The 23,409-nt window shown below is 64.8% G+C and carries 24 protein-coding genes; 14 read left to right on the top strand and 10 right to left on the bottom strand.

Annotated features, from left to right (window positions below; genetic code table 11):
- Window positions 1–182 precede the first annotated feature (182 nt).
- A complete protein-coding gene (locus tag V6Z91_RS05700) occupies window positions 183–2,801 on the top strand; it encodes a TonB-dependent receptor (RefSeq protein WP_338767769.1) in 2,619 nt (872 codons plus the stop codon).
- Between the two features lie 270 nt (window positions 2,802–3,071).
- Here V6Z91_RS05700 and V6Z91_RS05695 read toward each other — a convergent pair whose 3' ends face one another.
- The 3 genes from V6Z91_RS05695 to V6Z91_RS05685 all read right to left on the bottom strand — a co-directional run bounded on the left by V6Z91_RS05695 (window position 3,072) and on the right by V6Z91_RS05685 (window position 5,855).
- A complete protein-coding gene (locus V6Z91_RS05695) occupies window positions 3,072–3,659 on the bottom strand; it encodes a hypothetical protein (protein WP_338767767.1) in 588 nt (195 codons plus the stop codon).
- A gap of 22 nt (window positions 3,660–3,681) precedes the next feature.
- Window positions 3,682–4,281 carry a hypothetical protein gene (locus tag V6Z91_RS05690; RefSeq protein ID WP_338767766.1) on the bottom strand — a complete coding sequence of 200 codons (600 nt, stop codon included), beginning with the start codon at window positions 4,279–4,281 and terminating at the stop codon, window positions 3,682–3,684.
- 161 nt (window positions 4,282–4,442) lie between these two features.
- Window positions 4,443–5,855 (bottom strand): metallophosphoesterase, encoded by a 1,413-nt coding sequence (locus V6Z91_RS05685; protein WP_338767764.1) that lies wholly within the window; start codon window positions 5,853–5,855, stop codon window positions 4,443–4,445.
- Between the two features lie 127 nt (window positions 5,856–5,982).
- Here V6Z91_RS05685 and V6Z91_RS05680 point away from each other — a divergent pair, with 127 nt between their 5' ends.
- Both V6Z91_RS05680 and hrcA read left to right on the top strand, forming a co-directional pair.
- Window positions 5,983–6,693, top strand: a complete 711-nt coding sequence (locus V6Z91_RS05680; protein ID WP_338767763.1) for an HAD family hydrolase — start codon at window positions 5,983–5,985, stop codon at window positions 6,691–6,693.
- Window positions 6,694–6,748: 55 nt separating this feature from the next.
- Window positions 6,749–7,768, top strand: coding sequence for a heat-inducible transcriptional repressor HrcA (gene hrcA / locus V6Z91_RS05675; RefSeq protein ID WP_338767761.1), 1,020 nt, complete (start codon window positions 6,749–6,751; stop codon window positions 7,766–7,768).
- Window positions 7,769–7,873: 105 nt separating this feature from the next.
- On the opposite strand, the gene fur is transcribed toward hrcA, so the two are convergent.
- Window positions 7,874–8,302 (bottom strand): ferric iron uptake transcriptional regulator, encoded by a 429-nt coding sequence (fur, locus tag V6Z91_RS05670; protein WP_338767758.1) that lies wholly within the window; start codon window positions 8,300–8,302, stop codon window positions 7,874–7,876.
- A gap of 120 nt (window positions 8,303–8,422) precedes the next feature.
- On the opposite strand from fur, the gene V6Z91_RS05665 reads away from it, so the two are divergent.
- Genes V6Z91_RS05665 through V6Z91_RS05645 form a run of 5 tightly spaced genes read left to right on the top strand, consistent with a single transcriptional unit; the run spans window position 8,423 to window position 11,310 of the window.
- A complete protein-coding gene (locus tag V6Z91_RS05665) occupies window positions 8,423–9,037 on the top strand; it encodes an outer membrane protein assembly factor BamE (protein WP_338767756.1) in 615 nt (204 codons plus the stop codon).
- Window positions 9,038–9,066: 29 nt separating this feature from the next.
- Complete coding sequence (gene dapB / locus V6Z91_RS05660) at window positions 9,067–9,876, top strand: 4-hydroxy-tetrahydrodipicolinate reductase (protein WP_338767754.1); 810 nt, start codon at window positions 9,067–9,069, stop codon at window positions 9,874–9,876.
- Between the two features lie 3 nt (window positions 9,877–9,879).
- Entirely contained in the window at window positions 9,880–10,548 is a 669-nt protein-coding gene (locus V6Z91_RS05655) for a MotA/TolQ/ExbB proton channel family protein (RefSeq protein WP_338767751.1), read from the top strand.
- A gap of 4 nt (window positions 10,549–10,552) precedes the next feature.
- A complete protein-coding gene (locus tag V6Z91_RS05650; protein WP_338767748.1) occupies window positions 10,553–10,978 on the top strand; it encodes a biopolymer transporter ExbD in 426 nt (141 codons plus the stop codon).
- A 5-nt stretch (window positions 10,979–10,983) separates the two neighbouring features.
- Window positions 10,984–11,310, top strand: coding sequence for a barstar family protein (locus V6Z91_RS05645; RefSeq protein WP_338767745.1), 327 nt, complete (start codon window positions 10,984–10,986; stop codon window positions 11,308–11,310).
- Window positions 11,311–11,393: 83 nt separating this feature from the next.
- On the opposite strand, the gene map is transcribed toward V6Z91_RS05645, so the two are convergent.
- From map to V6Z91_RS05615, 6 genes are all read right to left on the bottom strand, one after another.
- Window positions 11,394–12,185: a type I methionyl aminopeptidase gene (map, locus tag V6Z91_RS05640; RefSeq protein ID WP_338767742.1), complete on the bottom strand. Its 792-nt coding sequence runs from the start codon at window positions 12,183–12,185 to the stop codon at window positions 11,394–11,396.
- Window positions 12,178–12,411, bottom strand: coding sequence for a ParD-like family protein (locus tag V6Z91_RS05635; protein WP_137314947.1), 234 nt, complete (start codon window positions 12,409–12,411; stop codon window positions 12,178–12,180). Before V6Z91_RS05635 ends, map begins: the two co-directional genes overlap by 8 nt.
- Window positions 12,412–12,502: 91 nt before the next feature.
- Entirely contained in the window at window positions 12,503–12,868 is a 366-nt protein-coding gene (locus tag V6Z91_RS05630) for a VOC family protein (RefSeq protein WP_338767735.1), read from the bottom strand.
- A 79-nt stretch (window positions 12,869–12,947) separates the two neighbouring features.
- Window positions 12,948–13,871: a LysR family transcriptional regulator gene (locus tag V6Z91_RS05625; RefSeq protein ID WP_338767732.1), complete on the bottom strand. Its 924-nt coding sequence runs from the start codon at window positions 13,869–13,871 to the stop codon at window positions 12,948–12,950.
- 56 nt (window positions 13,872–13,927) lie between these two features.
- Complete coding sequence (locus V6Z91_RS05620) at window positions 13,928–14,716, bottom strand: SDR family oxidoreductase (protein ID WP_338767730.1); 789 nt, start codon at window positions 14,714–14,716, stop codon at window positions 13,928–13,930.
- Between the two features lie 88 nt (window positions 14,717–14,804).
- Window positions 14,805–15,566: a helix-turn-helix transcriptional regulator gene (locus V6Z91_RS05615; protein WP_338767727.1), complete on the bottom strand. Its 762-nt coding sequence runs from the start codon at window positions 15,564–15,566 to the stop codon at window positions 14,805–14,807.
- Between the two features lie 105 nt (window positions 15,567–15,671).
- Between V6Z91_RS05615 and leuS the strand changes: the two genes are divergently transcribed.
- From leuS to V6Z91_RS05585, 6 genes are all read left to right on the top strand, one after another.
- Window positions 15,672–18,317 carry a leucine--tRNA ligase gene (leuS, locus tag V6Z91_RS05610; protein ID WP_338767724.1) on the top strand — a complete coding sequence of 882 codons (2,646 nt, stop codon included), beginning with the start codon at window positions 15,672–15,674 and terminating at the stop codon, window positions 18,315–18,317.
- Between the two features lie 5 nt (window positions 18,318–18,322).
- Window positions 18,323–19,021 (top strand): LPS assembly lipoprotein LptE, encoded by a 699-nt coding sequence (gene lptE, locus V6Z91_RS05605; RefSeq protein WP_338767721.1) that lies wholly within the window; start codon window positions 18,323–18,325, stop codon window positions 19,019–19,021.
- A 1-nt stretch (window position 19,022) separates the two neighbouring features.
- Window positions 19,023–20,039: a DNA polymerase III subunit delta gene (holA, locus tag V6Z91_RS05600; protein ID WP_338767719.1), complete on the top strand. Its 1,017-nt coding sequence runs from the start codon at window positions 19,023–19,025 to the stop codon at window positions 20,037–20,039.
- A gap of 5 nt (window positions 20,040–20,044) precedes the next feature.
- Entirely contained in the window at window positions 20,045–21,322 is a 1,278-nt protein-coding gene (locus tag V6Z91_RS05595) for a glutamate-5-semialdehyde dehydrogenase (protein ID WP_338767717.1), read from the top strand.
- 120 nt (window positions 21,323–21,442) lie between these two features.
- The gene (locus tag V6Z91_RS05590) at window positions 21,443–21,871 is read left to right on the top strand and encodes a CopD family protein (protein ID WP_338767715.1); all 429 of its coding nucleotides are present in this window, start codon (window positions 21,443–21,445) and stop codon (window positions 21,869–21,871) included.
- A 205-nt stretch (window positions 21,872–22,076) separates the two neighbouring features.
- Complete coding sequence (locus V6Z91_RS05585) at window positions 22,077–23,267, top strand: class I SAM-dependent RNA methyltransferase (protein WP_338771746.1); 1,191 nt, start codon at window positions 22,077–22,079, stop codon at window positions 23,265–23,267.
- Window positions 23,268–23,409 lie beyond the last annotated feature (142 nt).

The raw sequence follows: 23,409 nt of genomic DNA, 5'->3' as shown, positions 1-23,409 counted from the left end.
TCGATACAATGGCTTAGCGGCAGGAAACTCCGACGTATATCAATTTGATATACGTCCTCCGTACTTTTTCAGTGGTTGATAACCATTTCAGCCACATAAAATTTTTATCAAGAAGTTGATCGATTGGCCAGCCGGTACGGTTCCGGTGGCCCATCACTGATAAAAATACCCACGGAGACCCCATGAAGCCCACCCTCATCAGCGTGCTGGTACGCGCGATGTATCTCGTACCCGCCATCGTTCCCGCGGCAGCCCTCGCCCAGCAGGCACCCCAGCAAGCGGAAGCGCCCGCCAGCGGCGAGACGGCCGTCCAGCAGGTCACGGTGACCGGTATCCGCGCCTCGGTGCGCAGCGCACTGTCCGTCAAGGAAAATTCCAACAGCATCGTGGAAGTGGTGTCCTCGGAAGACATCGGCAAGCTGCCCGATACGACGATCGCGGAATCGCTGGCCCGCCTGCCGGGCCTGGCCGCCGGCCTGGACCGCGGTAACGCCAGCCAGATCGTGGCGCGCGGCATGGGCGAGCGCTTCATCGGCGCCACGCTGAACGGCCGGGAACTGGCTTCGTCCGAGCCGAACCGCGCCGTGCGTTTCGAGCAATTCCCGTCCGAGTCGCTGTCCGGTGCCGTGGTCTACAAGACGCAGAACGCCGACCTGGTCGAAGGTGGCGTCGCCACCTCGATCGACCTGCAGACCGTGCAACCGCTGAAGTACAAGAGCCGCCAGATCTCCGTGAAGGCCGACGCACTGTACTACCCGTTGGCCAACGACGTGAACGCGCAAGCCTGGCGCCCGCGCCTGGGCGGCATCTATATCGACCAGCTGGCCAGCGGCAAGGTCGGCGTGGCGCTGGCCGCCAGCTACCAGAAGCAGCCTTCGATCGAGAAGCGCAAGAACCACTGGGGCTTCAACGAAACCAATTCGGTGGACATGAACGGCGACGGCAGCGTCGACAAGACCCCATGGGGCTTCGAGGACGAGGTCAAGCGCGGCACCAACGAGCGCGCCAGCGTGCTGGGCAAGGTCGAGTGGAAGGTGAGCCCGGATGCGCAGATCACCGCCGACCTGTACTACGCCAAGAACAAGATTTACGAGCCGAGCGTGCAGCACTGGACGGGCGACATCGGCAACTGGGACGGCTGGCAGACGCCGAACTTCTCGAACCTCGATATCCGCAATGGCTACGTGGTGGGCGCCACCGTGCGCGACGTGACGGTGTCCACGCACAGCACGCGCTGGTTCCAGAACATGAGCAATTTCGCCGGCGGCTTGAACGGCAAGTTCAACGTGGGTGAATGGAAGATCGATGCCGACGTGGCCACCTCGCGCGCCGACCGCGACAGCCAATGGGCCGACGTGCGCCAGACCAGCGCGCCCGGCACGCTGTCGTGGGCCTTCACGGGCAATGAACACCAGTCGTATTCGTTCACGCAGGACACCGGCAATGCCGCCGTATTCGGCGCCCCGGCGCTGTACATCGATGCCGACGGCCACGTCGACGACAAGCTGAACTCGGCCCAGCTGTCGGCCTGGCGCCCGGTGGAGTGGGGGCCGGTCAGCCGCATCAAGTTCGGTGCCCGGTTCTCCGACCGCGAAAAGTCGTTCCACCAGACCACCTGGAACCTGGCGACGACGGCGACCTCGCTGCCGGCATCGGCCTTCGAGACGATCCGCGCGGAAGGTTATTTCCCGGCCCTGATGCTGGGTGACTTCAACGGCACCGTGGGCACGCTGTTCGGCCCGGGCGCCCTGTCGCCGGACGGCCGCACGCAAACGACGACCGACCTGCTGGCCGGCTGGCGCGTGAAGGAACGCACGAGTGCCGTGTACGCGCAGGGCGACCTGGATGGCGAAATGTTCGGCCTGAAGTACCGCGGCAACGTGGGCCTGCGGGTGGTGCACACGAAGCAGACAGGCTATGGCATGGAGTCGCGCAACGGCGCGGCACCGACGGACGTGGAAGGCGGCGCGTCGTACACGAAGGCGCTGCCGAGCGCGAACCTGATCTTCAACCTGGACGAGGCGCAGGAACACCAGCTGCGCTTCTCGCTGGCCCGCGCCATGTCGCGTGCGCCGATGGACGAGATGCGCGCATCGCGCCAGCTCTCCATCGACACCACGCCGGGCTCCAGCCAGCCACTCACCGGCAGCGCGGGCAATCCGGGCCTGCTGCCGATGATGGCGAACCAGGCCGACCTGTCCTACCAGTGGTACTTCGACAAGGGCTCGCTGCTGTCGGCCGGCCTGTTTTACAAGAAGGTGGGCAGCTACATCGGCATCACCACCGACACGACCGTCATCGACGGCCGCCAGGCCGTCATCACGCGTTCGATCAATGGCGACGGCGGCTATGTGCGCGGCCTGGAACTGGCGTACCAGCAGGCGTTCACGATGCTGCCGGCGCCGTTCGACGGCCTGGGCGTGGCGGCGAACTTCTCGTATAACGAAAGCAGCATCAAGGAATTCATCAACGATTACCCGATGGTGGGCCTGATGCGCCGTAACGGCGGCGTCACGCTGTGGTACGAGAAAAACGGCTTCGAGGCGCGGCTGCAGGCGAACTACCACAGCCCGTTCGTGCGCATGCCGCGCTGGACGGCCGGCTACCTGGTCGAGAACGACGAAGAGACCTACGTCTCGGCCAACATCTCGAAATACCTGACGCCGCAGCTGCAAGTGCACCTGGGACTGGACAACATCACGAACCAGCGCGTGATCCACGCCCAGGCGGGCAACCCGTACATGCAGAACGTGATGGAGTACGGCCGGCGCTACAACATCGGGCTGGCGTACAAGTTCTGATCGCCACCGCCCTCACCTTGAACCGCCGGCTTGCCCGGCGGTTTTTCTTTGCTCGGCAGCAGCATCCTAAAATCTGTCCCCATGTAAATATTTCCTGAAGCCGGGTCTGACCCTGGTTCGGGAAATATTTCGGGCAAAAAAAAAGCCGGCTCCAGGAGCCGGCTAAATCCAATTCTTTAAAAGAAGTGGAGGAGACGGGAGTGATTATGATGCGCTGCCGCATATAAGTCTACTTTCGATTTCGAATGCCCGTCATTCCTCTTATGAATATCATGCGTTTTTCGTGCAGGTCACGACGGTGTCCGCGCGGTCGGCGTCACCCATGATGCCGGCGCCGTTGGCGATCGTGCACGTCTGGCCCGCAGGCTGCTGGAAGATCGTGACACCGTAGGACGTACCCACCGGAATGCCAGCGAAACCCGTCGATGGCGACGCGGACGTGACCGCCTGGATGGTGGTCCCGTTGATCAGCTGTAGCTGGGCCGCGCCGGTGGCCACCTCGGCCAGGCCCGTGACCGTCACGTAGACCGTATGGGTATTCTGCACGCACTGGATGACGATGGCGATCGACTCCGTGCGGCCCGCTACGCCGGCCGTGCTGGGCGGCGTGCAAGTCATGTATTGCGGCTGGTTCTTGACCGTCACGTTGTAGTTGTTGCCGTAGTCCACCGTTTGCGAGAAGCTGAACGACGTGGCGCCGACCGGGATCGACAGCTCCTCGCTGCCGTTGGCCAGCACGAGGCCAGGATTGTTCACGCCGGACAGGGTGCCGCTGATCGTGAACGAGGTCTTGCCGCCGCAGCCAGCCAGTGCCGCCGCCATCGCCAGCACCGCCGTGCCGAGGTATTTTGCTTTCATTGATTTCTCCAGGTAGCGGTGATCAGGATGCGCGCGGAACGCAGGAGACCACCATGTCCAGCTTGTCGCCCGACGGCATCGTGCCGGTGGCGTTCTGCACGGTGCAGGTCAGGCCTTCCGGTTGCTGCAGCACGGTCACGCCGTAGTTGGCGCCGTCATACACGGTGCCAGGGAACTCGAAGCTGGGGCCCGTGTCCGGCCGGATCGTCACGGTCATGCTGCCCATGGCCAGCACCAGCTGGTCCTGCGTCAAGCCGGTGACGGTGCCACCCAGCTTGTAGCTGTTCGTGACGCAAGTGACCACCGGGCGCAGCGCGCTGTAGTAGTTCGCGCGGACGTTCGTGGCAGTCGCCGGATCCGGCGTGCACTTTGTGGCGGTGGCCGGCTGCGCGATCTCGATATTGATCGTGGAATCTTCCGCGATCAGGTTCGGGAAATACACGGTAGTCGCACCGGCGGCCACCGAAACGGTCTGGTCGCCGTTCTTCAGGACGAGGCCCGGCTTGATCAGGCCATTGATGGTCACCATCAGCGACAGGTTGCCGTTGTCGCTGCCGCCGCAGCCGGCCAGCAGCGCGGCGCACAACGCGCCTGCGGTTGCGCGCGCATACATACTCTTCATAACAATAAACTCTCCAAATTGGTCGGGCGAATGCCGGGCGGCGGCTGGGCCGGACGTGGCATGCGGCAGGGCACTTACTGAGCCGGAAGCGGCGCTTATTTTAGTGCATTTGGCAAGGGGCAGTTCGCTAATTCCTTGTAACGACATGTGTCTCGGCGCCATTACTCCACCCGCCCGATGGCGCAGGAAGACTGGCGCCCCTGCAGGCGGCAGCGATTGCGCACCAGGCCATCACGGTCGTGCACTTCCACGTTCCAGGCATCGGGGCCGGTGCGCTCCATCGTCATGAAGCCGAAGCCGCCCTGCCAGGCGGAAAAGCTGGCGATGCGCGCGCCGGGCGCCGGTTCGATCGTGGATACGTCGTCCGGCAGCGGCACCACATCCTCCAGCGTGCCGGAAAAGCCGGCCACGAACTGGCTGGGGTGGTCGGTCTTGAACCCGATTTGTTGCCACAGATGCACATGGCCGGACAGCAGGGCCTGCACACGCGGCGGCAACAGCATCGGATTGACGGAACCAAAGCTCTGCTGCAAGCCGGCGTCGCCCAGTTCCAGGCGTACCCGGCTCGCCTTGTCCAGGCCCGCTCCGAAGCCCAGCACGGGGTGGTGGTTCGCCAGCAGGTTCCAGGTGGCGCGTTGCGACAGCGCCTCGGTTCCGGCATACACGTCGCGGTAGCGGGCGTAGCCGGTATCGCCCGGCTTCAAGCCGCGCCAGGACGTGGCGGCCGTATCCACCACCAGCAGTTGTGCATCGCCGCCCAGCGGCACCGCATAGGGATCGCTGTAGTCGCCCGTGGCATCGTCCGCCGCCGCATTGCAGTCGCGGCCAGCCTGCAATGGGCGCGGGTCGAGGAAGCGCCACCAACCCTGGCCGGCCCGGGCGCAGCTTTCATGGTTGCCGCGCACGACCACCCAGGGCGCTGCCCGCAGCAGCGGTTCGGCGGGGCGGAAGAAATCCTCGCGCCAGGTATCCCAGCCATAGCCCCACGGGCTGCCGGCGCAGCCGGCGTTGCCTTCCGGGCAGGGATTTTCACGGTAGTGATAGTCGCCCACGTGGACCACCAGGTCGGGCTGCCAGCGCGCGGCCGCCGCGCTCACGTCGGCGAACGGGAATTGCTCGGGATCGTTGCAGGCTTGCCAGGCATGATCGGCCTTCTTCAGCCGGCAGCCGGTATCGCCGATGACGACGATGCGCCGCACCTCGAACCGCGGTACCGGCAGGGCGGTGCCGGCCAGCGCTGCCTTCCGCGACTGCGCCGGCAGCGGCGCTTCGCAGGCGAGCACGGGAAAGGCGGAAGGCTTCGAATCCTCGGGGCTGGACGCGGTGGGGCGCTGCGCGAGCGTGGCCGGCGCCGCCCGCACCGCCATCGGCACGGGCCTGCCGTCGACGTCGAGCGTGGGGCAGGAGGCGGCCGCCGTGATCACGCGCGCCGTCGCCGCGCCTTCCTCGCCGAGCACCACGTAGGCCGAGAGCACGTCCGGCGGCAGCGGGGCGGTGGTGGCGCAGCCGGCCAGGATGGCGCCTGCAAGCAAGGCGGGCAACAAGGTGCATGATGAGGTGGACAATGAGCGCATGATGACCTCGACCAATTGACAGTCCGTTAATTTAGCACCGAATTCAGCACCGGCGGGTGCCGGCGGTACCGGCTATCGGAACGACAGCGTGCCTGCCTTCGGGCGCGGGCCATGCGACAATGGCTGCATGAACGATATTCCACGACCCAAAGCCATCCTGTTCGACCTGGACGATACGCTGTGGCCGATCGGCCCCGTGATCGAGGAGGCGGAACTCGCCATGCACGCGTGGCTGTCCGAACATGCGCCGAAGGTGGCGCAGGCGTTCACGATCGAGGAGTTGCGCGAGCGCCGCATGGCGCTGCTGGCCGAAAAGCCGGAGCACCACCTGGACTTGATCAAGTTGCGCCGCGCCGGCCTGGAAGCGGCCTTTGCGCACGTGGGCGAGGACCTGGCCCGCCTGGACGGGGCGATCGCGCAATTCTCGGCCGCCCGCAATACCGTCAAGCTCTACCATGACGTGCTGCCCGGCCTGCACCGCCTGGCGGAAAAGGTCACGCTCGGCACGATCTCCAATGGCAATGCCGATCTTGAAGTCATCGGTCTCGCCCACCATTTCAAGGTATCGCTGGCGGCCAGCCGGTTCGGCAAGGCGAAACCGGACCCCAGCATCTTCCTGGCGGCGTGCGAAGCGCTTGGCGTGGCCCCGCATGAAACGGTTTACGTGGGCGACGACCTGCGGCTCGATGTCGAAGGAGCCCAGAAGGCGGGGCTCCGCGCGGTGTGGATGAACCGCGCCGGCAGCACGGCGCACGTGGAGGCGGGCATCGTGCCCGACGCGATCTGCACCGACCTGACGGAGTTGATTGCGTGGCTGGAACAACAGTTAGCCGATTGAACTCCCGGCGCGTGGTCCGGCGGTGCATAATGAGTGCCTAGCTTGAAAACTGATCATGCAACTCGATACTCGTGCCCAAACCCTGCTCAAAGCCCTCGTAGAGCGCTACATCGCCGACGGCCAGCCCGTCGGTTCGCGCGCGCTGTCGAAGATTTCCGGCCTTGACCTGTCGCCGGCCACGATTCGCAACATCATGGCCGACCTGGAAGAGCTCGGTTATGTCGCCAGCCCCCATACTTCCGCCGGCCGCGTGCCCACGCCGCGCGGTTACCGCATCTTCGTCGACACGCTGCTGACCGTGCAGCCGATCGACGAGAGCGCCGTCGAAGCCCGCCTGCGCCCGCAGGCTCAACCGCCGCAAAAGCTGATCGCGAACGCGGCGCAGATGCTGTCGTCGCTGTCGCAGTTCGCCGGCGTGGTATTGACGCCGCGCCGCGAATCCGCGTTCCAGCAGATCGAATTCCTGCGCCTGGGCGAAAAGCGCATCCTGCTCGTGATCGTGGCCCCGGGCGGCGACGTGCAGAACCGCCTGCTGCTGACGGACGTGGACTATACGCCGGCCGAGCTGCAGCAATCGGCGAACTTCATCAACCAGCACTATCGCGGCCTCGCGTTCGACGAGGTGCGCTCGCGGATGCAGGGCGAGCTGCGCCAGCTGCAAGACGACATGGGCCGCCTGATGCAGGCGGCCGTGGAGGCGGGCAGCGAAGCCATGGCCGAGGGTTCGGAAGACATGGTGATCGCCGGCGAACGCAACCTGCTGTCGGTAAGCGACCTGTCGTCGAACATGTCGTCGCTGCGCCAGATGTTCGACATGTTCGAGCAGAAGACGGGGCTGATGCAGTTGCTGGACGTGTCATCGAAGGCTTCGGGCGTGCAGATCTACATCGGCGGGGAATCGAACCTGGTGCCGCTGGACGACATGAGCGTCGTCACCGCGCCGTACGAGGCCAACGGGCGCATCGTCGGCACGCTCGGCGTGATCGGGCCGACCAGGATGGCGTATGAGCGGGTGATTCCGATCGTGGATATCACGTCGCGGTTGTTGTCGAATGCGTTGAGCCAGAACGCGTAAGTTGCCAAGGAAAACCGGTGTCGTACACCTTTCCGGCCGGGGGGGCGGAAAGGTGTACGACACCAGGCACTCCAAGAAAAACGGCCCGTCAGGGCCGTTTTGGTTTCAATGCCGGTGCGGGCAATTGGTCTTGATACAGTTGCCGTAGATCGCCAGCGCATGCTCGGCGATCTTGAAGCCGCGTTCGTCGGCGATGCGGTGCTGGCGCGCTTCGATTTCCTCGTCGACGAATTCCTCGACGCGGCCGCAGTCGAGGCACACGAGGTGGTCGTGGTGGGAACCCTGGTTCAGTTCGAAGATCGCCTTGCCGCTTTCGAAGTGATTGCGGTTCAACAGGCCGGCCTGTTCGAACTGCGTGAGCACGCGGTACACGGTGGCGAGACCGACGTCCATATTGTCGGCCAGAAGGATCTTGTAGACATCTTCGGCCGTCAGGTGACGCACGGAACTGTTCTGGAAGATGTCGAGAATCTTCAGGCGCGGCAGGGTGGCCTTCAGGCCGCTGGCCTTCAGGTCGGTGGGGCTGTTACTCATGTTCGGTAGTCGGTTTACGCTGGAGTGCTTTATGATATAGCGTTTCGGCACTTCCGCTCAATCGATTTGAGGTCACATATGCGCGTCACCCAAGCTTCACCGTCGTCGTTCTTGCACTTAATGAAACAGGGTAAGCCACTGGCCGTGGCGGCCTGCGTGGCGATCGCGCTCGGCGGCTGCGCGGGCAAGACGGTGCTCGGACCCAAGGAAGGCGCGCAGGCGGCCCAGCAGTCCAACCCGGTCGTCGAGCCGTCGCAGGGCGCCGTCACGCGCCAGGCATCGCAGATCCAGCGTTTCATGTGGTTCTTCTCGCCTTACCGCCCGGATATCCAGCAAGGCAACTTCGTCTCGAAGGAAATGTTTGCGCAACTGAAGGTCGGCATGACGCGCGACCAGGTGCGCTTCGTGATGGGCTCGCCGCTCCTGAACGACGTGTTCCATGCGGACCGCTGGGATTACCCGTTCCGCTTTGCGCGCGGCAACGGCGAGCTGACCACGAGCAGCGTCGTGGTGTACTTCGACAAGGAAGGCAAGGTCGAGCGCTTCGAAGGCGGCGAACTGCCGACCGAGCGCGAATACATCGCCCGTATCGCCGGTCCGATCAAGCAATTCCGGAAGGATGAAAAGCGCAACAGCGAAAACCAGCCGGCCGCCACGCGCGCGCCGCTGCCGAGCGGCCAGGACTCCGGCGACCGCAACCCGGTCGAAGTGACGACCTCGCCGACCAACCGCTGAGCCGACAAGGACAAAACAGGGAATAACACATGAGTACATTGAACATCGCCATCGCCGGCGCCGGCGGCCGCATGGGCCGCATGCTGGTGGAAGCCGTGCTGGACGCGGGCGACCTGCGCCTGTCCGGCGCGCTGGGCATCGCCGGCAGCGACGGCCTGGGCCAGGATGCCGCGGCCTTCCTGGGCAAGGCATCCGGCGCGATCGTCACCGCCGACCTGGCCGAAGGCTTGAAGGGGGCGGACGTGCTGATCGACTTCACCCGCCCGGAAGGCACGCTGAAGCATGCCGAGTACTGCGCGGCGCACGGCATCAGGATGGTGATCGGCACTACCGGTTTCGACGACGCGGGCAAGGCCGCGCTGAAGGCGGCCGCCGAAAAGACGGCGATCGTGTTCGCGCCGAACATGAGCGTGGGCGTGAACGTCACGCTCAAGCTGCTGGAGCTGGCCGCGAAAAGCCTGTCCACCGGCTACGACATCGAAATCATCGAGGCGCACCACCGCCACAAGGTCGACGCGCCCTCGGGCACGGCGTTGAAGATGGGCGAAGTGATCGCCGACGCGCTGGGCCGCGACCTGAAGGAATGCGCGGTCTACGGCCGCGAAGGCGTGACCGGCGAGCGCGATCCTTCCACGATCGGCTTCGCCACGATCCGCGGCGGCGACATCATCGGCGACCATACCGTGCTGTTCGCCGGCACCGGCGAGCGCATCGAGATCAGCCACAAGTCCAGCAGCCGCGCCGGCTACGCGCAAGGCTCGCTGCGCGCGTCGCGCTTCCTGGCCAACAAGGAGACTGGCCTGTTCGACATGTACGACGTGCTGGGCCTCAACAACTAAGGCATGGAACATTTCACGTTCGCAGCGTACTGGGAACGGGGCGACGCGATCAGCCATGCGGTCGCGTACCTGCTGCTGGCGATGTCGCTGACGAGCTGGTTCTTCATCCTGTCGAAAGGATGGATGGCCTGGCGCGTGCGCCGCAGCGCGCGCGTGGTGCGGCGCTTCTGGGACGCGCCCACGCTGGCCGATGGGGTGGCCGCCGTGTCGGCTGGCGACCCTGAACGCATCTACCTGGCGCTGGCCGAGCAGGGCACCGTCCCCGCCGCGAACGGGAAGGGCAATTCGCTGGGCACGACGGTCGGCCGCTCCGAGCAGGTCACGCGCCTGCTGCGCGACGCGATCCACCGCTCCACCGTGCGGCTCGAATCCGGGCTGACGCTGCTGGCATCGATCGCCTCGACCGCGCCCTTCGTGGGCCTGCTGGGCACCGTGTGGGGCATCTACCACGCGCTGGCGGCCGTGTCGTCGTCCGGCACCGTGGAGATCGACAAGGTGGCCGGCCCGGTGGGCGAGGCACTCATCATGACGGGGGTGGGCCTGATGGTGGCGATCCCCGCCGTGCTGGCGTATAACGGCTTCAACCGCATCAACCGCCTCACGCTCTCCGAGCTCGACGCGTTCGCCTACGACCTGCACGCGTATTTGACCAGCGGCGCGGCCGAGGAGTGACGCGATGGCATTCGGCGCCTTCAACCATCACCGGCAAAAGGAATCGATGGCCGACATCAACGTGACGCCGATGGTGGACGTGATGCTGGTGCTGCTGGTGATCTTCATCCTGTCCGCACCGATGTTCACGCATGCCGTGAAGCTCGACCTGCCGAAGGCGCAGGCCTCGAACGCGCCGCAACCGGCCGATGCGGTGAAGATCTCGATCGATGCCGAAGGCACCGTGTACTGGAACGACGAGGCCGTGCAAGCGGCCGACCTGCAGCCGCGCCTTGCCGCGGCCGCGCGGCGCGAGCCGCAACCCGAATTACAATTGCGCGCCGACCGCGCCACCCGCTACGAGGCGGTGGCGCAACTGATGGCGGCGGCGCAGCAGGAAGGCTTGACGAAGCTCGTCTTCGTCACCGACCCGAAGGAAAAGAAGGAATGAAAACGATGGCCACCCTGGTCCTGGACGGCGCGGCGATCCGCGACGAAGCAAGCTTTCACGCCGCCAGCCGCGCGGCTTTCGGTTTCAGCGAACACGTGGCCGCCACGATGGATTCGTGGATCGACGCGCTCTCCTACCTGCGCGACGACGAGAACATGACGAAGTTCAAGCTCAAGCCGAACGAGGTGTTGGAAATCATCATCGGCAACTCCGCCGCGATGAAGGCGGCCGTGCCCGACCTGCTCGAGGAAATCACCTACTGCGTGGGCGGCATCAACGAGCGCTACGAGGATTACGGCGAAAAGCCGGCGCTGAAGCTGCTATTGAAATAGCCGCGGCAAGAGCCCCTGGTGTCGTACACTTTTTTTGCGCAGCGAGAAAGGTGTACGACACCGGTTCTCGCAGGAGGCACCACTTACTGCGCCCTCTCTCCCGGCGCCAAGGTCAGCACATCGAACCCGGTCGCCGTTACGGCCACCATGTGCTCCCACTGCGCCGACAGCGAGCGGTCCGCCGTCACCACGGTCCAGCCGTCGGGCAGGGCGCGCGTCTGGTGCTTGCCGGCGTTGATCATCGGCTCGATCGTGAAGATCATGCCCGGCTCCAGCTTCAGCCCCATGCCCGGCCGGCCGTAGTGCAGCACCTGCGGGTCTTCGTGGTACACCATGCCGATGCCGTGGCCGCAGTAATCGCGCACCACGGAGAAGCCGGCATTCTCGGCCAGCATCTGGATCGCGTGACCCACGTCGCCCAGCGTGGCGCCCGGCTTCACGGCGCGGATACCGGCCCACATCGCGTCATACGTCACTTCGCACAGCTTGCGTGCCGCCTTGCTCGGGTTGCCCACGTAGTACATGCGGCTCGTGTCGCCGAACCAGCCATCCTTGATCACGGCCACGTCGATGTTGATGATGTCGCCATCCTTCAGCACCTTCTTCGGCGAGGGAATGCCGTGGCACACCACTTCGTTGACGGAGGTGCACACGGTCTTCGTGAAGCCCGCATAACCCACGTTCGCCGGAATCACCTGCAGCACTTTGACGATGTACTCGTTGCACAGCTTGTCCAGGTCCTCGGTGCTCACCCCGGGTTTCACGTGCGGGCCGATCATCGTCAGCACATCGGCGGCAAGCTGGCCGGCAATGCGCGACAGTTCCACCTGCTCGGGCGACTTCACAAGGATCGCGTTGCTGTTCTTCTTACGCATCGTGCAGCGCCTCCCCTTTCACGGGCGTGAGGCGCAGCGGGCCCTGGCCGGTGTCGCCGCGCAGCAGCAGTTGGCACAGTTCGCTGTAGTTCAGGTCGGGATTGGTTTCGGCCAGCAGGCCGATGCGCAACCAGTGCTCGGCCTGCGCATTGATCGAGCGGCTCAGGGCGCCGCTGGCGATGCGCAGGTTTTCATGCATCTGGTCGGAGATCTTGACGATGCCCATCTTGTTGTCCTTTATATGCGTTCTATATATGGAACGTATATTAGCACAACGGCGTTCAATATACGGTTCGTGTATTGAACGTATATCAAAATCAGCGAACGGCCGCCGTGTCGAAGTGCGGATTGCAGATGAGCCCAATCACGTTGCCGAACGGATCGGCCAGTTCGGCGACCTTGATCCCTTCGCCCACATCCTGGATGGCCGAGTGGATGCCGGCGCCCAAGCCGACGATGCGTTCCACCTCGGCTTCGATATCGTCCACGCCCCAGTACACCTGGGCGCCGGCCTTGCCGGGCTCACCGTCCGGCTGCAAGCCAAGCTCGAAGCCGCCGATATTGAAGCCCACGTAAAACGGCTGGTCGAAATAGGGCGCGGTACCGAATACCTCGGCATACCACGCCTTCGCGGCGGGCAGGTCCTTCACGGGGTAGATGGCGGTGCGCAAACCTTTGATCATGGTGGTCTCCTTTCGGTTATCGATCCGGGCATCATGGCACGGCGGCTCGGCCCTCGATTGGAAAAATGGAAGGTGGCGATCAACCCGGCGGGAGCCCGCCGTTGACTCGCAGGATCGGCGCTAGCCGCTCCACGGCGAAGTCGATGAAGGCGCGGATGCGCGGCGCCATGTGGCGCTGGTTCAGGAAGATGAGGTTGATCTCTTCCACGTCGCCGGCATTGAAATCCGGCAGCAGTTCGACGAGGTCGCCTCGCTGGAGATCGTCGTACACGTGGAACAGCCCGAGCCGGCTGATGCCGAGGCCCTGCAAGGTGAGCTGGCGCATCGTCTCGCCGTTATTGGTCAGCATGCCGCCCGCCACCGCCAGGTGCACGAACTCATCGCCGACCCGGAACGGCCATTCGCCGGTGGCGCGGCGGAAGTTGAAGCCGAGGCAGCGGTGGCCCGCCAGGTCCGCCGGGGTATGCGGCGCGCCATGGCGCTCCAGGTAGGAGGGCGCCGCCACCACGGCCATCCGGCTACGGCCGAGATTGCGGGCGCGGTAGGAGACATCGTCCAATGGCCCCATGCGCACGGCGACGTCGACCTCGTCGCGCTGCAATTCCACCTTCGCATCGGTCAGCGAGATATCGACGGCGATATCGGGATAGAGGCTGCTGAACTCCATCAGCATGGGCACCACGTAGTGCTGGCCGAAGGGGAGCGACACGTTGACCCGCAGCTTGCCGCGAATCTGTCCGGAGCGCCGCGCGATGCGCTGCTCCGCGTCGTCGATATCGTGCAGGATGCGCACGCTGCTGTCATAGAACTCGCGCCCCTCCGCCGTCAGCGCCAGGTGCCGGGTGGAACGCTTGAACAGTTGCACGCCCAGTCTCTGCTCGATGCGGGAGACGAGCTTGCTTACGGCCGAAGGAGAAAGATCGAGCAGCTGGGCGGTGGCGGAAAAGCTGCCCGTTTCCACTACCTTCACGAATACCTGCATGTCGCCGCTGCGGTTATCCAAGCCTTGCCCTCGCTATCCAGATCGGCCGAGTATAGCAGCGGCGTCGCGGCCGGGCTTCAGGCGATCGTCGGCACCGTGCCGCCTTCGGCCCGGATCGCCGCGCCATTGACCACCGCGGCACGGGGGCTGGCCAGGAAGGCGACCACATTGGCCACTTCTTCCGGCTTGGCCAGCCGATAGATCAGCGAGGAAGGCCGGTTTTCGCTCATGAACTTGCGCTCCGCCTCCGCATACGGCAGGCCGGGGTTGACCGATTCGATGAACGACTTCAGGCTTTCCGTTTCCGTCGGCCCCGGCAGCACGGCGTTCACCGTGACCGCGGTACCCTTCGTCAGCTCGGCCAGGCTGCGCGAGATCGACAGCTGCGTGGCCTTGCTGGCGCTGTAGTGCGCCATCGCCGCCATCGGCGTCAGCGCCACTTCGCTGGAGATGAACACCACGCGGCCCGTACCCCGCTCCAGCATGCCTTTCATGTAGGTGCGGGCGAGGCGCACGCCGCTCCACACATTGGTGTCGAACATGCGCTGCCAGTCCTCGTCGCTCGTTTCGAAGAAGTCGCTGAGGGCATAGGTGCCCATGTTGTTGACCAGGATATCCACGCGCGGATAGCGCTCGGCCGCTTCCTGTTCCGCGCCCGCCACGGAAAGATCGATCGCCAGCGGCAGCACGCGGTCCGCCCCATGCCGGTCGCGCAACGCGGTCATGGCCTTCGCCACCGTGGCCTCGCTGCGGCCGTTGACGATGACGGTGGCGCCTTCTTGCAGCAGCTGGTCGGCGATGGCGAAGCCGATGCCCGAGGTGGATGCGCTGACCAGCGCGGTCTTGTCGTTCAGATCCAGTTGCATGATTGCCTCCCAAAAGATGAGCTGCCAGCATAGGCGTGCCGCAGGCCGCGAAAAAGCGGGGGAGGGGAACAAGATTTGTGAACCAAATTCAAGAATATCTTTCACTGGCGGGCGTGGTATCCGCGAAATCGCGGAAGTCCCGGATCAGGTGCGACTGGTCGAAATATCCGCAGTCGGCGGCCAGCGCGGCCAGGTCGCCGTCGCGCGATCGATCGCGCAGCAAGGCCAGCGCGCGCCGGAAGCGGCAGATGCGGGCGAACAGTTTCGGGCTGATGCCCACCTGCTGGCGGAATTGCACGGCGAGGTGCTGGCGGGACACGTGCAGGGTGTCGGCCAGCGCCTCGACCGGCACGGCGCCGTGAGCCGCTTCGATCGCGGCCACCGCCCGAAGGCCCAGCGGGTTTGACTGGACATTGCCCGGCGCGGCCAGGCGCCGCAGCAATTCCCGCTCCACCAGCGCGATGCGCTGCCGGTCCGTCAGGTCATCGGTCCACAGTGCGTCATCGAGCCGGTCCACGGCCGCACGCCCCCACAGGTCCGGCAGCGCCGCCCGCCCATCGGTCAGCGGATGCAGGGGCATGCCGAGGAAGGCGCCGGCCGCGCCGGGCTTGAAGCGCACCGCCACCGTGCGCACCGGCCGCGCGGCGGGCACCAGGAACGAGGCGCTCATCATGCCCACGGCGAAGGCTTGCCGGCCGTCGTCCTGCCACAGGATGTCCACGCAATTGTCCGGCAGGACCCGGTGGACGTGCGGCGCCGCCGCGGAGACGGGTGCCGTCACCCGCGCCGTCCACAGGCACGCCACGTGCGCCCGCAAGGCGGGATGCGGCGGATACTCCCGGTAGATCATGGGCTCCCGGCGGCCGTGCGGCCGCGTATCGTGAACTTATGCACAGTGAACTTGTATAATGTCCGGTTCATATCCTTTCACCGTACTCCTATTTCTGCATCCATCATGCAAGACAAATATAGTCCCGCCGACGTCGAAAAAGCCGCGCAATCACACTGGAAGGCCATCGACGCCTATAAAGCCGTCGAAAACGATCCGCGTTTCCCGAAAGGCAAGTACTACGCCTGCTCGATGCTGCCTTACCCGTCCGGCAAGCTGCACATGGGCCACGTGCGCAACTATACGATCAATGATGTGATGTACCGCTACCTGCGGATGAACGGCTACAACGTGCTGATGCCGATGGGCTGGGATGCGTTCGGCATGCCGGCCGAGAACGCGGCCATGGCGAACAACGTGCCGCCGGCGCAGTGGACGTATTCGAACATCGCCCACATGCGCTCGCAGATGGAGATGATGGGCCTCGCGATCGACTGGTCGCGCGAAATGACCGCCTGCAAGCCCGAGTACTACAAGTGGAACCAGTGGATGTTCCTGAAGATGCTCGAGAAAGGCATCATCTACAAGAAGACGGGCACGGTGAACTGGGACCCGGTCGACCAGACCGTGCTGGCCAACGAGCAGGTCGTCGATGGCCGCGGCTGGCGTTCGGGCGCGCTGATCGAAAAGCGCGAGATCCCGATGTACTACGCGCGCATCACCGACTATGCCGAAGAGCTGCTGGACTTCGTGGACAACAAGCTGCCGGGCTGGCCCGAGCGCGTGCGCATCATGCAGTCGAACTGGATCGGCAAGTCGACCGGCGTGCGCTTCGCCTTCCCGCACACGATCGCCGGTGACGACGGCCAGCTGATCGGCGACGGCAAGATGTATGTGTTCACCACCCGGCCGGACACCATCATGGGCGTGACGTTCTGCGCGGTGGCCGCCGAGCACCCGCTGGCGACCCACGCCGCGAAGAACAATCCGGAACTGCAAGCGTTCATCGCCGAGTGCAAGATGGGTTCCGTGATCGAGGCCGACATGGCCACGATGGAAAAGAAGGGCATGCCCACGGGCCTGACCGTCACGCACCCGCTGACCAAGGAACAGATCGAAGTCTGGGTCGGCAACTACGTCCTGATCACCTACGGCGACGGCGCCGTGATGGGCGTGCCGGCGCACGACGAGCGCGACTTCGCTTTCGCGAACAAGTACAAGCTGCCGATCAAGCAGGTGATCACGACCGCCGAGAACAAGGAGTACTCGACGGAGCAATGGCAGGAGTGGTACGGCGACAAGGAAACCTCGATCGTCACGAACTCCGGCAAGTACGATGGCCTGAACTACAAGGATGCCGTGGACGCCGTGGCCGCCGACCTGGCCGCGCTGGGCCTGGGCGAGAAGAAGGTGACGTTCCGCCTGCGCGACTGGGGCATTTCGCGCCAGCGCTACTGGGGCACGCCGATCCCGATGATCAACTGCGCCGACTGCGGCTCGGTACCGGTGCCAGAAAAGGACCTGCCGGTCGTGCTGCCGGAAGACTGCGTGCCGGACGGCACGGGCAACCCGCTGAACAAGCATGAAGCCTTCCTGAAGTGCGACTGCCCGAAGTGCGGCAAGCCGGCGCGGCGCGAGACGGATACGATGGACACGTTCGTCGATTCGAGCTGGTACTACATGCGCTATACGTCGCCCAATTCGAACGACGCGATGGTCGATTCCCGCAACGACTACTGGATGCCGATGGACCAGTACATCGGCGGCATCGAGCACGCCGTGCTGCACCTGCTGTACGCGCGCTTCTGGACGAAAGTGATGCGCGACTTCGGCCTCGTGAAGTTCGACGAGCCGTTCGTCAACCTGCTCACGCAGGGCATGGTGCTGAACGAGACCTACTACCGCGAAGACGCTTCGGGCAAGAAGGTCTGGTACAACCCGGCCGACGTGGAACTGACCACGGACGACAAGGGCCGCCCCGTCTCGGCGGTGCTGAAGGAAGACGGCCAGCCGGTGCAGATCGGCGGCACCGAGAAGATGTCGAAGTCGAAGAACAACGGCATCGACCCGCAGGCGCAGATCGAGCAGTACGGCGCCGACACGGCCCGCCTGTTCACGATGTTCGCCTCGCCGCCGGAGCAGACGCTGGAATGGTCGGGCAGCGGCGTGGAAGGCGCGAACCGCTTCCTGCGCCGCGTGTGGGCTTACGCGTACGCGCAGAAGGACCGCGTGGCCGCCGCCAATGCCGTCCTCACCGCCAACGCAACGACGGACGCGGGCAAGACGCTGCGTCGTGAACTGCACAAGGTGCTGCAGCAGGCCGACTACGACCTGAAGCGCATCCAGTACAACACGGTGGTATCGGCCTGCATGAAGATGCTGAACACGCTGGAGTCGGCCAAGCTGGACGATTCCGCCGAATCGTCGGCCGTGATCTCCGAAGGCTTGTCGATCTTCCTGCGCCTGCTCAACCCCGTGGCGCCGCACATCACGCACGTGCTGTGGACGGAACTGGGCTACGCCGCCGCCAACAAGGACATCCTCGATACGGCCTGGCCGCAGGTCGACCCGGCCGCGCTGGAACAGTCCGAGATCGAGCTGATGATCCAGGTGAACGGCAAGCTGCGCGGTTCCGTGAAGGTGCCGAAGTCGCTTGATAAGGCAGCCATCGAAGCCGCCGCGCTGGCCGAGGAAAGCGTGCAGAAGTTCATCGAGGGCACGCCGAAGAAGGTCATCGTGGTGCCGGGCAAACTGGTCAACATCGTGGTGTAAAGCATATGACGACTCTGAAAGGTCTTATCCGTAATACGGTGCTGGTCGCCGCGCTGGCTGGTACTGTCTCCGCCTGCGGTTTCCACCTGCGCGGCTCGGGCGGCAATTACACGCTGCCGTTCGCCTCCATGTATGTCGGCCTGCCGGAGTCGTCGCCGCTGGCCATCGAGTTGAAGCGCAATATCCGCGTCAACGGCAATACCGTCGTGGTGAACACGCCGCAGTCCGCGGATGCCACGATCGAGGTCATCACCGACCCGGACAAGACGCGCAGCAAGTCGATCCTGTCGCTGAACAGCGCCGGCCGGGTCAGCGAGTACCTGCTGTCGTATAACATCGTGTTCCGTGTGAAGGACAACGCCGGCACGGAACTGCTGGGTCCCACGCAGATCACGCTGACGCGCTCGATCACGTTCAGCGAAACGCAGCTGCTGGCGAAGGAACAGGAAGAGGCGCAGCTGTACCGCGACATGCAGAAGGACCTGGTGCAGCAGATGATGCGCCGCATGGCCGCGATCAAGCCGTCGCGCCCGAACGCCACGCCGACCAGCACCGTCAGCCCGCTGACCTTGCCGGGCGTCGTGTCGCCCGGTTCCGTCGCGGCACCCGCCGGTGCGTCCTCCAGTGCGCCCACGACGGTGCAGCCGTCGTCCGCCCCGGCCGAACCCGTTACCGAACCGGCACTGCCGACGCGCCAGGAATAACATGCAACTGCGCGCCGATGCGCTGGAGGGCCACCTGGCCAAGACCCTGGCGCCGCTGTACGTGATCACGAGCGACGAGCACCTGCTGGCGCTGGAAGCGGCGGACAAGATCCGCCGCGCCGCCCGCGCCCAGGGGTATTCGGAGCGCGACGTGCTCACGGTGGAACGCAGCTTCAAGTGGGGCGAGCTGCTGGCCGCCAACCAGGAACTCTCGCTGTTCGGCGACAAGAAGCTGATCGAGTTGCGTATCCCCACCGGCAAGCCGGGCAAGGATGGCGGCGCCGCGCTGCAGGCCTATGTGAAGAACCTGTCGCCGGACAATCTCACGCTGATCACGCTGCCGAAGCTGGACTGGCAGACCGCGAAGGCCGCGTGGGTTGCCGCCTTGCAGAGCGCCGCCGTGTACATCGAAATCCCGAACGTGGAGCGCGCCCAGCTGCCGAACTGGATCTCGCTGCGCCTCTCGATGCAGGGGCAGAGCGCGGACCGGCAAAGCCTGGATTTCATCGCCGACCGCGTGGAAGGCAACCTGCTGGCGGCCCACCAGGAAATCCAGAAACTGGGCTTGCTGCACGAGCCTGGAAAACTGACGTATGAGCAGGTGCACGACGCCGTGCTGAACGTGGCGCGCTACGACGTCTTCAAGCTGTCGGAAGCGATGCTGCTGGGCGATCCGGCCCGGCTGGTGCGCATGCTCGAGGGCCTGAAAGGCGAGGGCGAGGCGCTGCCGCTGGTGCTGTGGGCCGTCTCGGAAGAGATCCGCACGCTGCTAAAATTAAAGGCAGGAATGGCGCAGGGCCGCCCGCTGGCCGCGCTGCTGAAGGAATACCGCATCTGGGGGCCGCGCGAGCGGATGATGGAACCGGCGCTGCGCCGCGTTTCGCTGGCCACGCTGGAAGAGGCTTTGCGGCAGGCTTCCCAGGTCGACAGGATGGTCAAGGGCTTGCGCGCCAAGGCGTATGCCGGCGACCAGTGGGACGCCATGCTGCAACTGGCGCTGAAGGTAGCACGAGGATAACAATCATGAGCACGGAAGTGAAAGAGTACATGGAAGCGCTGGGCAAGCGTGCCCGCGCCGCCTCGCGCGCGATGGCGCGTGCCGACAGCGCCACGCGCAACAAGGCGCTGTCGCTGATCGCCGATGCGATCGAACGCGACGCCGACGCGCTGCGCGCGGCGAACGGGCAAGACCTGGAAGCGGCGCGCGCCAACGGCCTGGCGCCGGCCATGGTCGACCGCCTCACGCTGTCGGACAAGGCGATCGCCACGATGGTCGAAGGCCTGCGCCAGATCGTCGCGCTGCCGGACCCGGTGGGCGAGATCTCGAACATGAAGGTGCGCCCGACCGGCATCCAGGTCGGGCAGATGCGCGTGCCGCTGGGCGTCATCGGCATCATCTATGAAGCGCGCCCGAACGTGACGGTGGACGCGGCCGGCCTGTGCATCAAGAGCGGCAACGCCACGATCCTGCGCGGCGGCTCCGAGGCGATCCACTGCAACCGCGCGCTGGCGAAGATCGTCAAGGAAGGCCTGCTGGGGGCAGGCCTTCCGGCCGATGGAGTTCAAGTCGTGGAAACCACCGACCGCGCAGCCGTGGGCGCCCTGATCACGATGCCGCAATACGTCGACGTGATCGTCCCGCGCGGCGGCAAGGGCCTGATCGCCCGCCTGATGGAAGAAGCCACGGTGCCGATGATCAAGCACCTGGACGGCATCTGCCACGTGTACATCGACGCCAAGGCCGACATGAAGAAGGCACTGGACATCGGCTTCAACGCCAAGTGCCACCGCTACGGCACCTGCAACACGATGGAAACGCTGCTGGTCGAGCGTACCATTGCCCCGGCCGTGCTGCCCGAGCTGGCGAAGCTGTACGCGACCGAGCAGGTGGAACTGCGCGCCGACGACGACGCGTTCGCGATATTGTCTGCGGCGGGGTACCCGCACCTGGCGCAGGCGACCGAGCAGGACTGGGCGACCGAGTACCTGGCACCGATCCTGGCCGTGCGCGTGGTGGACGGCATCGATGCGGCGATGGACCATATCAACACGTGGTCGTCGAAGCACACCGAGGCGATCGTCACCGAGGACTACAGCGCCGCGATGCGCTTCCTGCGCGAAGTCGATTCGGCTTCGGTGATGGTCAATGCGTCGACCCGCTTCGCGGACGGCTTCGAATACGGCCTGGGCGCGGAGATCGGCATCTCGAACGACAAGCTGCATGCGCGCGGGCCGGTGGGGCTGGAGGGACTGACGTCCCTGAAGTACGTGGTGTTCGGCCACGGCGAAGTGCGTTCGTAACCAAAGGGACAGCCCAGGGCCTGGACAGGTGATGGCTCGCAAGCCAACACCGTTTCGCAGGCGTGGAGCATGCTCCACGAAACCCTGCTGCGCCCCTCTAACCAAGAACTAAGGAATTCAATGCTCTGGATCAAGGCACTGCACATCGTCTTCATCACCTCCTGGTTCGCCGGCCTGTTCTATCTGCCGCGCATCTTCGTGAACCTGGCGCAGGAAACGCCGGGCCCGACGACGGAGCGCCTGCTGCTGATGGCCCGCAAGCTGTACCGGTTCATGACGATGCTGGCCGTGCCGGCCATCGTCTTCGGCCTGATCCTCACATGGATGCAATACCAGTCGCCGGACGGCATGAAGCTGCCCGGCTGGCTGCACGCCAAGCTCACCTTCGTGGTGCTCGTGCTCGGCTACCACCACGCTTGCGGCTCGCTGCTGAAAAAGTTCGAGCGCGGCGTGAACAAACGCGGCCACGTGTTCTACCGCTGGTTCAACGAAGTGCCCGTGCTGTTGCTGCTGGCGATCGTGATCCTGGTAGTTGTAAAGCCGTTCTGACCCGCGGCAGAGAAAGCATTGGTGTCGCACATCTTTTCCCTTGGGAAAAGGTGTGCGACACCGGTTTTCTTTTCCGGCGTCGATCAACAAAAACCGGTGTCGCACACCTTTTTTCTGCGAAAAAAGATGTTCGACACCAAAGCATTTCCCAACGGACAAAGGTACACCGATGACCACTTCCTACTTCTGCCCATGCCCGCGCGGCATGGAAGCCGCGCTGGCCGAGGAACTCCTCGAGATCGCGCAAACCACGAAAAGCCCCACGCTGAAGGTGCACAACCAGGTGCCGGGCGGCGTGCACTGCTCGGGCGACCTGTATGACGCCTACCGCATCAACCTGCATTCGCGCATCGCCTCGCGCGTGCTGATGCGCATGGGCGTGTGCCATTACCAGAACGAAAACGACATCTACGACCTCGTGCTCGCGCAGCCGTGGGAAGAGTGGTTCGGCGTGCACCACACGATCCGCGTGGATGTCACGGCGATCAAGTCGCCATTAAAAAGCATCGAATTCACGACGCTGAAGATCAAGGACGCCGTGTGCGACCGCTTCCGCGACATGTACAACAAGCGCCCCTCGGTCAACACGCGCGAGCCGGACATGCGCATCGCCGGCTTCCTCGACCAGCGCCAGTTCATCGTCTACCTCGATACCTCGGGCGAGGCGCTGTTCAAGCGCGGCTGGCGCACCGAGACGGGGGACGCGCCGCTGCGTGAAAACCTGGCGGCGGGCCTGCTCCGCGTGTCCGGCTGGAAGCCAGGCATGCCGCTGTTCGACCCGATGTGCGGTTCCGGCACGATCCTTTGCGAGGCCGCGCAGATGGTGCAGGGCGTGCCGCCCGGCGCGCGCCGCCGCTTCGCGTTCGAGAAATTCCACGACTTCGATCCCGCTCCGTGGCAGGAGATGAAGGCGGCCATCAAGCCCAATCCGCTGCCCGCGGAACCGACGATCTTCGGCTCCGACATCTCCGGCGACATGGTGGCAATGACGCGCCACAACCTGCGCAATGCCGGTATCCTGTTCGAGGTGCCGCTGAAGCAGATCGAGGCGCAGCAGGTGCAGCCGCCGGTTGCCATCGCCGAAGGCGGCACTGCCATCCTGCTGACGAACCCCCCGTACGGCGAGCGGATCGGCGTGCGCGGCGACAGCACGCTGCCCGAAGACGAGCTGGCGAAATCGTTCTACGCCGATTTCTCGAAGACGCTCAAGCAGCGCTTCGCCGGGTGGACGGCCTACCTGTTCACGGCCGACCTGAACCTGCCGAAGCTGCTGCGACTGAAGGAATCGCGCAAGACGCCTTTCTTCAACGGCGCCCTCGAATGCCGGCTGTTCCGCTTCGACATGGTGGCGGGGTTCAATCGGCGCGAGGAAGCAAAACCGAAAAGCGAAGAGTGAAACTGATCGGCTGGCGCGCCGGCGCGGCCGGTCTTAACCCCAGGTGCAAAACCTGGGGGCGTAGCAGGGATTGCGAGGAGCACCGCTCCTCGCCTGCGTAGCGGCGGTAGCTGGATGCTACCGCCTCTCCAGGCCCTTCTGC

Origin of the sequence: Massilia sp. METH4 (genome assembly GCF_037094685.1) — a bacterium.
Taxonomy (GTDB): Bacteria; Pseudomonadota; Gammaproteobacteria; order Burkholderiales; family Burkholderiaceae_D; genus Rugamonas.
This window is presented reverse-complemented; position numbering and strand designations above follow the sequence as displayed.